Here is a 12,879-nt window from a genome sequence, read left to right as displayed (position 1 = left end):
CTAACTTTCATTATTTAAAATTTATATCCTATTGAGAGTCTCCAGTTGCGTGGTGCATTGTAGATCCACACATATTTATCGTCGCTGGTATCATTCGGTGTATTGTATCCCGGATCATAATACCCGCTGAACAGTTTTCTGTTAAAAGCGTTGTTGAGCATCAGGTTCACATCGAATTTCCTGGCTCTGTAAGTGATCCCGAAATTGGTGTCGAAATAATCAGGCAATGACTGGTTTCCGGAATTTGTACCATACCAGGAAACTCTTCCTCCCTGATACTGATACCCGGCAGATATACCAAATCCTTTTAACAGGCTGTCGCTGAAGTGATAAGAAACCCAGGTATTCTGTACATTTTTAGCATTACCCGGAGAAGCTGCTCCAAGAATTTCAGGATTGGTATCTTTAATTGTCTTGGCATCGGTATAGGCGTAATTGATGATGATATTCAGCCCTTTTACAATTTCTCCTTTCAGATCTGCTTCAAAACCTCTGGCTCTCTGTTCTCCATTGGCATAATAAAAAGTCTGTGAAGGAGTACTGTTTACAAAATCTTTGGTTAGAATGTTTTTCCTTCTGATTTCATATACTGCAAATGTTGAATTCCACTTTCCTCCGAACCAGTCTTTCTTCAATCCGAATTCAATGTTCTGGCCTTTCAGCGGAGCCGATATTGAGCCTGTAAAGGTGTTGGCAGACTGTGGAGAGAATGTTCTGTCAAATACTCCGTATGCAGAAAAATCTTCTGAGATGGAATAGCTTGCGCCCACTCTCGGTGTAAACTCCCCGGCTTTATCGGGAGTTACTTCTCCCAGATTGGGATACCCTGCGTAAGTTGTTCCGCTTGTATATCTTCCCGCCAGGGTAAGACGAAGTTTATTATTGAACATTTCAATCTGATCCTGCACATAATATGAAGTATATTTTACGCCTTCATCATCATAGAATGCTGCATTTCGGTTCAGGAAATAAGCGTCATTGGACGGCAGGGTAGCGGGATCTACTCCATACATGATATTGTGGATGTTTATAGAGCCTCCGCTTCCCGTTGATGAGAAATCAGCCTGGTATTTTCTGTCTCCGTAGTCGAATCCTGCAATAATTTTGTGTACGATATTTCCGGTGTTCAGGCTTCCTCTTAAATACGTCTGGAAAATGTGGTTTTTTCCTACAGCCTGCCAGTTGCTCAGATCCCTTGAGAAGATGTTGGGATCGGGGGTTCTGAAATCTCCCCACCATGAGCCTCCGTCATAATTCAGGTCCATATAGGCATACTGTGTACTCCATACCCAGTCTTTATAGAGTTTCTGATCCAGGCTTAAAAATAAGCTTTGATCTCTTACTTTTGTTTCTTTAAAATTAGGATCGTTAAAGTTAGTGTGGACCCCTAGTGTGGCATAACCTTCCTTCGACATGATATAAGCACCCGGCTGGTTGAATTTCATGTGCTGAAAATTATACTGCGCCGTAAAAGTCGTTGTTTTTGTAGGTCTGAAGGTGATGGAAGGGGCAATGATGATTTTGCTTGTTTTGTCGTTTTCCACCCATGATTTGTTGGAGCTGCCCATTAAATTCAGGCGGTAATCCAGAACTCCGTTTTTAATAAGTACCCCGTCCAGATCTGCTTCGCCACGGAACAGATTATAGCTTCCGGTTGTAAATCTTACACTGTTTGCAAATTTTCCGGTTGGTTTTTTGGTTACCACATTATAAAATCCGGCAGGGTCGCCCATTGATCCCATGAATCCGGCAGGTCCTTTTACGAACTCTACTCTGTCTATAATGGATGCATCAGGGTTAATGGGGCCCCATGTAGAAGAAACATTCATTCCGTTCATATAGGTGGCAATACTTGCACCTCTCATGAAAACGTTGGAATACACATTATCCCAGTGTTCCACTTTCCTTGCGCCACTTACGTTCCGTACAATGCCTTCAGACATATTAAGGGTAAGCTGATCGGATAAAACCTGTGAACTGACTGACTGTACATTCTGAGGAAGCTCTATAATAGGAGTCTGAAGCCTTAATGAGCCGGAAACTTCATTAAGTTTATATTTCTGATAATACCTTCCGCTGACTACAACTTCTTCAATGGCATTGGATTTGAGGGTATCTTTTTCCTGAGCAACAGCCAGCATGGAACCCAGCATAGAGGCACAGATCAGTGCATTTTTCATGAAAGTCAAAATTTCTGCAAATATATTGTTTTTAATTGTTCTAAATAAATAACAGGATTGATATTTATCATAAATTTATTATACACCAAATAACAAAACCCCGCTTCATGTAGTATTGAAGCGGGGTTTTAACGTATTTTATTAATTATTTCCTATGAAGGGATCTCTCCTTTATATAAGAAAGAAATAATTTCTTTGTTCATTTTGTCTACCATTTCACTGAATAAGTGGAATGATTCCTGTTTGTAAATAACAAGCGGATCTTTCTGCTCATAAACGGCACCCTGGGAAGATCTTCTGAGGTCGTCCATTTCACGGAGGTGAAGTTTCCAGTTTTCATCGATGATGGAAAGGGTAATATTCTTTTCAAAATCATTGATAAGGCTTTCACAATGTGTATCATAAGCTTCCTTCAGGTCAGCTACAATGGTCATTGTTTTATGGCCGTCTGAGAAAGGAACCTGGATCATTTTAAACATCGATCCCTGGTTTTGGTATACATTCTCTATGATAGGGAATGATTTTTCCTTCAGAAGGTTAAGCTTCATCTGATAATCTTCCTGAGCAGCCTTGAAGAGGATATTGGTAAGATCCTGGATGTTTTTCGTTTTGAAATCACTTTCAGAAACCGGGGATTCCATCGTAAAGGTTTTAATAATTTCGTATTCGAAATCTTTAAAGTTTCCGGAAGATTTCCCTTTAGCTACAATAGAATTGGCCACATCAAAGATCATGTTGGTAATGTCATACTTCAGGTGATCTCCGAACAGTGCGTTCCTTCTTCTCTTATAGATTACGTCACGCTGCTTGTTCATTACGTCATCATATTCAAGAAGTCTCTTTCTGATCCCGAAGTTGTTTTCTTCCACTTTTTTCTGAGCTCTTTCAATAGACTTGCTGATCATGGAGTGCTGAATAACTTCTCCTTCTTTATGACCCATTCTGTCCATCATCTTAGCTATTCTCTCAGAACCGAACAAACGCATCAGGTTATCCTCCAGGGATACATAGAACTGGGAACTTCCGGGGTCTCCCTGACGTCCTGCTCTACCTCTAAGCTGTCTGTCCACACGTCTTGAATCGTGTCTTTCTGTACCGATGATGGCTAAACCGCCTGCTTCTTTTACTTCTTTGGAAAGTTTAATATCGGTACCACGACCTGCCATGTTGGTGGCAATGGTTACCACTCCAGGCTGTCCTGCTCCTGCTACGATTTCTGCTTCTTTTTTGTGAAGCTTCGCATTCAGTACCTGGTGCTGGATTTTTCTTAGCTGAAGGGCTTTGGAAAGTAGCTGTGAAATTTCAACAGAAGTTGTTCCTACAAGAACCGGTCTTCCGGCAGCGGTAAGTTTTTCAACTTCTTCAATTACGGCATTGTATTTTTCACGGTTGGTTTTGTAAACCAAATCCTGCTTGTCATTTCTTAAAATAGGACGGTTGGTAGGAATTACTACAACATCAAGTTTGTAGATCTCCCAGAGTTCGCCTGCTTCTGTTTCGGCCGTACCTGTCATTCCCGCAAGTTTGTTGTACATACGGAAATAGTTCTGAAGGGTAACGGTGGCAAAAGTCTGTGTTGCAGCTTCAATCTTTACATTTTCTTTTGCTTCAATTGCCTGGTGAAGGCCATCTGAATAACGTCTTCCTTCCATGATACGTCCGGTCTGCTCGTCAACGATTTTCACTTCACCGTCAATCACTACATACTCATCATCTTTTTCGAACAGGGTGTACGCTTTCAACAGCTGGCTCATGGTGTGTACACGTTCAGATTTTTCAGCAAAATCTGAGAAAAGTCTTTCTTTAGCTTCAAATTCCTCTTCTTTGGAAAGGTTTTTAGCTTCCACTTCAGCAATTTCGGTTCCGATATCCGGAAGAACGAAGAAGTTGGGATCAGAGTTCCCCTGAGACATGTAATCTACTCCTTTGTCTGTAAGGTCTACCTGATTGTTTTTTTCCTCGATCACGAAGTAAAGGTCCTTATCTACGATCGGCATGTCGCGGTTGTTGTCCTGCATGTACTGTGCTTCCACTTTCTGAAGCAATGCTCTGTTTCCGCTTTCCGATAAAAATTTAATCAGCTGTCTGTTTTTCGGAAGACCTCTGTAAGCCTGAAGGAGTTTGAATCCTCCTTCTTTTGTGTTTCCTGCTGCAATCAGCTTTTTAGCTTCATTGAAGATAGTGGAAACGGTTTTCTTCTGCACTTCAACGATTCTGTCGATAGAAGGTTTAAGAACATCAAATTCCTGTCTGTCTCCCTGAGGAACAGGTCCGGAAATGATTAAAGGAGTTCTTGCGTCATCTACCAATACAGAGTCTACCTCATCCACGATCGCGAAATTCAGTTCTCTCTGTACCAGTTCTGAAGGTGAAGTTACCATGTTATCTCTCAGATAATCGAATCCGAATTCGTTATTCGTTCCGTAAGTAATATCTGAATTGTATGCTTTTCTTCTTCCGTCTGAGTTGGGCTGGTGGTTATCGATACAGTCGATAGACATTCCGTGGAACTGGTAAAGAGGTCCCATCCATGCGGAGTCCCTTTTAGCCAGGTAGTCATTCACGGTTACTACGTGTACCCCTCTTTCCGGAAGTGAATTTAAGTAAATAGGCAGTGTTCCTACCAGGGTTTTACCCTCACCGGTTGCCATTTCGGCAATTTTACCGCTGTGAAGAATAACCCCTCCGATAAACTGAACGTCATAATGGACCATGTCCCAGACTACGGGAGTCCCGGCAGCATCCCATGAGTTTTTCCAGATAGCAGTGTCTCCCTGGATTTCTACGAAATCTTTTCCGGCAGCAGCCAGCTGTCTGTCCCAGTCTGTGGCTGTGATACGGATTTCCCCGTTCTGGGCCCATCTTCTTGCGGTTTCTTTTACCAAAGCAAAGGCTTCCGGAAGAATCTGCAGCAGAACTTTCTCTTCAATTTCGTATGATTCTTTCTTCAGAGATTCAATCTTTGAGAAAAGAGCTTCTTTTTCATCTACATTAGTTGAATTTTTTACCTGCTCTCTTACCTCTTCTATCTGAGCTGTTATTTTGCTGGTTGCAGATTTTATATTCTCTTTAAATTCAGCAGTTTTTTGTCTCAGTCCATCATCAGTGAGCTGTTGGATGGCTGGTTCTACAGCTTTGATTTTTGTTACAACTTTTTTTACTTCTTTTAGGTCCTGCGCTTTTTTGTCTCCCAAAAACCCTTTAAGAACTTTGTTTAAAAAACTCATAAATTTTTTGCTTTATGCTTAAAACAATATGCTTTAAGCGTTTTACTGACACGCTTATCGTGTGAATTTTATATCTGGAAAAGGGCAAAAAAGCTCTAAGCACTGTGCTTAAAGCTTATTGCTTTAATTAATATTCGTCTTCGTTCCAAAGGAAATCCTCGTCCGTAGGATAGTCACTCCAAACTTCTTCTATTGATTCATAGATCTCACCTTCGTCCTCAATAGCCTGAAGGTTTTCCACTACTTCCATAGGTGCACCAGTTCTGATTGCATAGTCAATAAGTTCTGCTTTTGTCATTGGCCAAGGTGCGTCACTTAGATATGAGGCTAATTCTAATGTCCAGTACATAATTTTCTAATTTTTTTGCAAAAGTATAAAAATAGCTTATATTATATGCTTTTTTATGACTTGATTTTCAATTCTTTTTAATTAATTTTTGTTCATTGTCCGTTATATAAAGCATTACAGCTATGCCGGCAACGTATCTGATGTCATTTTCTCAAAAACCATTCCACAAATTTTTTTATGCCATTTTGGAAGTCTGTGCCGGGTTGGTAGTCTATTAATGTCCTCGCTTTTGCTATATCAGCATTGGTTTTCCGGACATCTCCGGGCTGCATTGGCAGATTTTTTCTGATGGCAGATATTCCGAGGGTGGCTTCTATCGTAGCTACCATTTCAGATAAAGTAACGACCTGGTTTTCGCCCAGATTCAGGATTTCATATACGCTGGAATGGTTCTCCAGATAAATGGCAGACCTGATGATTCCATCGATAATATCATCAATATAGGTGTAATCTCTTGCGGTATTTCCGTCACCGTAGAAAGGAATTTCAAGTCCTTCGGAAATCAGTTTTGTAAATTTATGAATGGCCAGGTCCGGTCTCTGTCTCGGGCCGTATACGGTAAAAAATCTCAGCTGAATCATATCGATGTCATGGAGCTGATGATATACATGTCCCAGAACTTCCCCGCATTTTTTGGTGGCAGCATAGGGGGAGATAGGGTTGTCTACATTATCTGTCTCTTCAAAAGGAATTTTCTCGTTGTTTCCGTAAACGCTTGATGAGGAGGCGCATATGAATTTTTTAATGTTGAATTCCCTGCAGAGTTCCCAGAGATTCATGGTTCCTTTGATGTTAACTTCTTCGTATTCCAACGGCCTTTCAATGGAGGGCCGTACTCCGGCAAGGGCCGCCAGATGAATAACCATATCAATGGAATGAGTTCTGAAAATGTTTTCAAGCCCTTTTTTGTCTCTAATGTCCTGATAATAAAAAGTATATCTGTCGGATTGAGTAAGCTGTGCCAGCAATCTGATATCCGGATCTTTATCAGAAAATGCAAAATCCGGATTTTTGCCCGTAGACTCTAAAGTATTTTTAATTTTGATCCGATAATTGTAGAAATCATCAAAATTGTCAACGTTTATGACAGAATGTCCGTTTCTTAATAATTTTTCTGTTAAATGTGATCCGATGAATCCGCTTCCTCCTGTTATTAGATAAACCATTTGTGATTTTTTTTGCCGTACAAAAATATAAATTTACTTTTTGAAAATATAATCATTAAATTTACTTAAAAAAGTAATATAAATACGATGCAGTTTCAAGGGCAAATTTTAAAAATGACAAGTTTCGACGATCAGCCGGTTCAATATTATCTAAATCTTTCAGGGGATCTTATTCATATGAATGAGCTGTTTGGAAAAGAACTTCGCATTAAGCATACAGGATTTCAATGTGTAAACTGCGGCGAAAACAAACCTGTTTACAGAATGGGCTTCTGTAAAAGCTGTTTTTTTGAAAGCCCTTATGCCAGTGACACCATTATCCGGCCGGAGCTTTCTACGGCGCATCTGGGAGTTGCAGAAAGAGATCTGGAGATTGAAAAAGAAATACAGCTGCAACCTCATACCGTATACCTGGCGTATACCGGTGATGTAAAAGTGGGAGTGACGAGAAATACCCAGATTCCTACAAGATGGATTGATCAGGGGGCTACTTTTGCCCTGCCCATTGCCAGAACCGAAAACCGCTACGAAGCAGGGATGATAGAAGTAGCCCTTAAAGAACATCTGCCTGATAAGACCAACTGGAAGAAAATGCTTCAGGATGATTTTGAAGGGGAGATAGACCTTGCTGATTTTCAGCAAAAAATCAAAGAATATTTCCCGGAAGATTTTCAGAAATTCTACCGCGAAGGTGAAAATCTATGGAAATTTGACTATCCTTATGAAAAACCTTCAAAAGTAAGCTCTTTCACATTGGACAAAAAGCCTGAGTTTACAGGAAAACTGACTGGAATTAAAGGCCAGTATCTGGGCTTTGAAGGAGGAGATTTCATCAATGTACGGGGACACGAAGGATATGTGATTGAACTGGAAGTGAAAAATTAATTTTATAGGTAAAGCAAATCACAATATGAAAAAATGGGTTAAAAAGCTTCTTATAGGTTCCGGAATTCTGCTGGTTATTCTTCTGGCAGCCAATTTCGGTCTCAATATGTGGCTTAAGACCCAATTGCCCGATTATATTAAAAAGAATACCGATTATAAAGTTTCCTATAAGACCCTTGATGTAGACCTGGGAACGGGAAATATCCTGGCATCGGGGATTACCGTCAACAGTAAAAACCCCCAGAATACAAATGTGATCGGGCTTCAGGGAACGATTGATACATTAAAGATCAGCCGTTTCGGGATTTATGATGCCCTGTTCAATAAAAGGATCAGTTCTTCAGACCTGCTGCTGGCCAATCCTAATCTGAATATCAGCCTTGCCAGGCCGGTGGATAAAAAAACCGGAAAAAAAAGAAATCCTGTTTCTTTTGAGAATATCAGGATCAGCAATGGAACGATAAATATTTTCAGGCATACCAGACAGAAGCTTTTATCGGTAGAGAAGCTGAATCTGTTTGTTGAAAACCTTCAGATGACTGAAGAGTCTGTGGAAGATCAGTTGCCGGTTGTTTTCGACCGTTATAACATCAGAGGAGAGCGGTTTTTCTTCCGTCCGGATGATGTATACGCCATCACCATCAGTGTAATCAATACAACAGGCGGGCGAATGTCAGTCAAAGATTTCCGGCTGATTCCGCAGCTGACTTTTGAGCAGTTTAAACAAGATTACCCGCAAAAAACGAGGTTGTTTGAATTTTCCATACCTGAGATGGATTTCAAAGATGTAGTCCTGAAGAAAAATAAAATTTCCCTGGGCAATGCCGATTTTCAGAATCCCGTTCTTGTGGTTCATAATACCGGAGTTCAGCAGAAAAAATCAGAGAAAAAATTCAATTTCGAGGTCAGTCTGGATGGCGTAAAGCTTAATAACGCATCGGTACAGATCAATAAACCTGACGGGAACAGGCTGCTGTATGCTCAAAGTCTTAATTTAAATGTCAGCCAGCTGAAATTTGATAAGGTAACAGCGGCAGAAGTGATTCCTGTGGGGTACAAAGACTTTCTGTTTTCGGGGAAAAATATACAGTACTTCAATCATCAGGACTTTACAGTTGGAAGTATTGCTTTAAATCCGAAAGGGGGTGAGATCAGAAATATCCTGCTGAAACCGGGAACTCCGGCGGCAGGAACAACAACCATGGATGTAAAGACGGATCTTGTGACGTTCGATATCAGCAAATTTGAGTTTGTCAACAGAAAGCTGAATCTGGATCTTAAAAGTATTCTCGTTGAAAATGTCAGCGGAACCGTTAAAGCCGGAGAAAACAAGCCGGAAAAGAAAAACGGATCAGGTATGATAGGGTCTGTAAGAGTTCAGAAAATCTCTCTTAAAAATTCCAGTCTTATTTATGATAAAGGGAAGCAGCCACTGGCATTTCATGATCTCAATGCAACGGCTAATGAGGTTAGAATTACACCCAAATCCAATCATCAGGGACTGGATTTTAAGGTGAAGGATTATTTTCTTACTACCCGGAATTTTGCTTACACAACGGAATTCTATAACTTAAGTGTGGGCCTTCTTAAACTGAATAAAAATAAAGTCCAGATCAATAATTTTGCTATGAAGCCTCTCGTTTCGAGAGCTCAGTTTATCAGAATGATCCCTGTGGAAAGGGACCTGTATGACCTGAAGGCTTCACAGATTACGGCAGACGGAAACTGGGATCTGTTTTCGTCCCGGAAATCGATCAACGCATCCAATGTCACTATACAGTCTGCGGATGCCAATATTTTCAGAAGTAAAATCCCGAAGGATGATCCTAAAGTAAAACCACTGTATTCTAAACTGCTGAGATCTGTCAAAATCCCGCTTTCGGTTAGTAATCTGGATCTGAAAAACTCAGTACTTGTATATGAAGAGGATACTCCTGAAAGTGCAGGACCGGGGAAACTTACGTTCAGCAACTTTAATATGAACGTTAAAAACCTGAATTCGGCGAAAACAAAAGGAAGACCAACCCGTGTAGATATTAAGATCAACTGTTCGTTTATGAATCTGGCACCTCTTTCTGTGAACTGGAATTTTGATGTGGCAGATCAGAATGATGCATTTGCTATCTCAGGAAAAACGTCCGGTCTTCCGGCTAACGGCATCAATCCGTTTATCAGGCCGTATCTTCATGTAACCGCAACTTCAGGAACGATTCAGGAAATGCTGTTCAATTTTAAAGGTAATCCTGCCGGGCTTCACGGGACTTTCAATATGAAGCATAAAGATCTGAAGATCGCTGTTTTAAATAAGCACAATCATGAGAAAAAAGGAGTGTTAACTGCCGTTGCCAATCTCTTTCTGAGATCCAATTCCGGCAACTTTCCGGAAGCGGTTGATGTGGAGGGGGTGGAACGCGATCCTACAAAATCATTCTTTAATCTTTTCTGGAAAGGCATTGAACAGGGACTGAAGAAAACTCTGATCGGAAAGAATGTTGACAAAACGGAAAAGACTGTAAAAAACGCGGTTTCTTCCGTAAAGGAAGTGAAAGAGTCGGTGAAGGAAATTAAACAGGAGATCAAAAAAGAGAAAAAAGAACCTGAGCCTAAAGAGAAGAAGAAAGGCTTTTTACGGAATGTGTTTAAGAAAAAAGAAAATCCCGAAGCGGAATAGCTCCGGGACTGAATCTTAAATGTAAGGGTCAGGAGAAGATCTAGAAATTGTATTCTTCGCTTTCCTGAACCGGAATATTTCTTAGAAATTCATCAAACTTTTCTCCGGCATAATTGCTGTCGGCTCCATAAGAATCGATAATCATTCCGCGGTTGCCGGCATTGTCCTTTACTACATACAAAACAGCATTGTCGTCCGGATTACTGTCGCCTTCAAAACGGTAGGTTTTTAAAATGGTAAGATCAGAAGGCTGGTATACCGTGTCAGAATTTTCAAACTTCATTTCGCAGTTTTCGTTCATTCGGAACTCTCTGTGTATTCCTCTTTCCGACAATGTTTTCATCACCTGGCTCAAGGTGGTCATCCTGTCAAAGTTCTCTGAATTTTCCATAATAATATTTTTTAAGAGTAGTGCAATAATTAAACCATTACTTCACTAAATATAATAAAAAAACAGATTGCATTTCTGATGATGATAAAGTTTAATGTTAACAAAATTTATAATTTGAAAAAAAAGAATAGGTACACTTTTTGCAATAGATCAAACAATAAATCGGACAAAAATATGAAAAAAGAAGTTGGAGTTTTACTGGCAGGAGGAGTTGGACTTCTGGCGGTATTAAGTTTTATAGGGATAAAAAAAATATTGACTAAAAAAGATAAAAAATACAGTGATACCTATTCGGATTATCACAGACACTTTGATGAAAAAAACCAGGAAGATGAATATCATGGAGTAGAATTTTACGCAGTGAAGTAGTAAAAGAATATATTTAATTTATGTTTAAATCCGGCTCTTTTGAAAGGTCCGGATTTTTTTGTGGATAACTTTAGTGTTAAAAATCATTATTTTATGAAAAATCCATTCTAATTTTACATCATCATGCAGAACGGAAATTTCATAAAAGGACAGGGCGCTCAGCGAAACGTAGTCAATCGTTTCGACAGGTATACTTTTGAGCCTGAAGATGAAGATCTCGAAACTGTGAAGACTTCTTTTACAGAAGTTTTTCCCAAGACGATCGTGAATCAGGTAAAAAGTGAAGACCTTCCGATGGAATATTCTATGAATCCTTATCAGGGTTGTGAGCATGGATGTTCCTACTGTTTTGCAAGGCCAACCCACGAGTATTGGGGATACAGTGCCGGAATTGATTTTGAAAGAAAGATCATGGTGAAGAAAAATGCTCCGGAGCTTCTGGAAAAATTTTTTCAGAAAAGAGGATATAAGCCCGCTCCGATCCTGCTTTCCGGAAATACAGACTGTTACCAGCCCGCAGAAAGGCAGTTTGAAATTACAAGGAAACTGCTTCAGGTATGCCTTGATTACAGGCATCCTGTGAATGTGCTGACGAAAAATGCCCTGGTATTAAGAGATCTGGATATTTTACAGCCTCTGGCAGAGCAAAATCTTGTTTCCGTTTCTCTGAGTATTCCGACCATGAATGAAGAGCTCAGACGGAAAATGGAACCAAGAACAAGTTCCTCCCAAAATAAGCTGAAAGCAGTTGAAATTCTTTCTGAACATAAAATCCCCGTACATGTAATGGTAGCCCCGGTCATTCCCGGTCTGAACAGTGATGAACCTTTAGGAATTCTGAAAGCCATTTCGGATGCCGGCGCGAAAAGCTTCGGATATACACTGGTACGGCTGAATGACACCGTTGAGCCTGTTTTTGTACAGTGGATTGAAAATTCTTTCCCGGACAGGGCACAGAAAGTCCTGAATCTGATCCGTTCCATGCGCGGTGGAAAACTGGGGGAGAAAAAATTCTTCGACAGACAGAGAGGAGAAGGCAATATTGCAGAAATGATTCATAACACTTTTAAAATCGGAAGGAAAAAATTCTTTGACGGTAAAGAATTTCCCAAACTTAGTACGGCCGGTTTTACGGGAGCAAAAGATCAGCAGCTGAGGCTGTTTGACTGATATTTTTACCGGGTTTACCATTTTAAATATTTTATGCCTGCAAAAAATAACCATCCGTTCAAAAGATACGGATGGTTTTATATTATTCAGTATTTCAGAATTTTACATCGTTGGGTCTCCTTCAGGACATTTGAAATCGTCGCTGCAGGTTGCACAGATAATTATCCCATTGCAGTAATACATACAGAAATCCTGTTCAGGAAGTGTAATTCCGGCTCCAGAAATACCTTTTAACTGGCCCTTGTTGAGTTTTTTTAAATTTTTCATATTGTTTTAATTTGAAAGTTAAGAGTATGGTAAATATAATTAAAAATATTTTTCATTCATAGAGTGAAAGTGTGTAATTTTTATATTTTTTTAAATATCGGCGAATAATATGTATTGAAAACTGCATCTGAATTGGAAAAATTCAGATTAAAAAAGAAAATATCCGGGAAATCGGCAGCATGCTTTCTGTTTTTGACGGAAAAA

Annotated in this window: 10 protein-coding genes; 4 read left to right on the top strand and 6 right to left on the bottom strand. The window is 39.9% G+C overall.

All coding sequences use genetic code 11. From position 1 onward, the window contains the following. Positions 1 to 14: 14 nt before the first annotated feature. From AC106S_RS14050 to AC106S_RS14035, 4 genes are all read right to left on the bottom strand, one after another. Positions 15 to 2,180, bottom strand: a complete 2,166-nt coding sequence (locus AC106S_RS14050; protein WP_482439950.1) for a TonB-dependent siderophore receptor — start codon at positions 2,178 to 2,180, stop codon at positions 15 to 17. Between the two features lie 152 nt (positions 2,181 to 2,332). Beyond that, positions 2,333 to 5,407: a preprotein translocase subunit SecA gene (secA, locus tag AC106S_RS14045; RefSeq protein ID WP_482439949.1), complete on the bottom strand. Its 3,075-nt coding sequence runs from the start codon at positions 5,405 to 5,407 to the stop codon at positions 2,333 to 2,335. Between the two features lie 127 nt (positions 5,408 to 5,534). Beyond that, the gene (locus tag AC106S_RS14040) at positions 5,535 to 5,756 is read right to left on the bottom strand and encodes a DUF2795 domain-containing protein (RefSeq protein WP_002662059.1); all 222 of its coding nucleotides are present in this window, start codon (positions 5,754 to 5,756) and stop codon (positions 5,535 to 5,537) included. A 143-nt stretch (positions 5,757 to 5,899) separates the two neighbouring features. Next, positions 5,900 to 6,922, bottom strand: a complete 1,023-nt coding sequence (locus tag AC106S_RS14035; protein WP_482439947.1) for a GDP-mannose 4,6-dehydratase — start codon at positions 6,920 to 6,922, stop codon at positions 5,900 to 5,902. A gap of 87 nt (positions 6,923 to 7,009) precedes the next feature. Between AC106S_RS14035 and AC106S_RS14030 the strand changes: the two genes are divergently transcribed. After that, positions 7,010 to 7,807, top strand: a complete 798-nt coding sequence (locus AC106S_RS14030) for a DUF2797 domain-containing protein (protein ID WP_482439945.1) — start codon at positions 7,010 to 7,012, stop codon at positions 7,805 to 7,807. A gap of 25 nt (positions 7,808 to 7,832) precedes the next feature. Further along, on the top strand, positions 7,833 to 10,478 hold the full coding sequence (locus tag AC106S_RS14025) for a hypothetical protein (RefSeq protein WP_482439943.1): 2,646 nt from the start codon (positions 7,833 to 7,835) through the stop codon (positions 10,476 to 10,478). A gap of 40 nt (positions 10,479 to 10,518) precedes the next feature. On the opposite strand, the gene AC106S_RS14020 is transcribed toward AC106S_RS14025, so the two are convergent. Further along, positions 10,519 to 10,869 (bottom strand): hypothetical protein, encoded by a 351-nt coding sequence (locus AC106S_RS14020; protein ID WP_482439941.1) that lies wholly within the window; start codon positions 10,867 to 10,869, stop codon positions 10,519 to 10,521. A gap of 174 nt (positions 10,870 to 11,043) precedes the next feature. Between AC106S_RS14020 and AC106S_RS14015 the strand changes: the two genes are divergently transcribed. Both AC106S_RS14015 and AC106S_RS14010 read left to right on the top strand, forming a co-directional pair. Further along, on the top strand, positions 11,044 to 11,238 hold the full coding sequence (locus tag AC106S_RS14015; protein WP_153396584.1) for a hypothetical protein: 195 nt from the start codon (positions 11,044 to 11,046) through the stop codon (positions 11,236 to 11,238). A gap of 123 nt (positions 11,239 to 11,361) precedes the next feature. Further along, positions 11,362 to 12,408, top strand: a complete 1,047-nt coding sequence (locus tag AC106S_RS14010; RefSeq protein ID WP_482439940.1) for a PA0069 family radical SAM protein — start codon at positions 11,362 to 11,364, stop codon at positions 12,406 to 12,408. A 102-nt stretch (positions 12,409 to 12,510) separates the two neighbouring features. Here AC106S_RS14010 and AC106S_RS14005 read toward each other — a convergent pair whose 3' ends face one another. After that, a complete protein-coding gene (locus tag AC106S_RS14005; RefSeq protein WP_482439939.1) occupies positions 12,511 to 12,675 on the bottom strand; it encodes a bacteriocin-like protein in 165 nt (54 codons plus the stop codon). Positions 12,676 to 12,879 lie beyond the last annotated feature (204 nt).

The organism is Chryseobacterium sp. FR054 (genome assembly GCF_056844565.1).
Note: the sequence above shows the minus strand (reverse complement) of the source record. Positions and strands in the feature narration are given on the sequence as shown.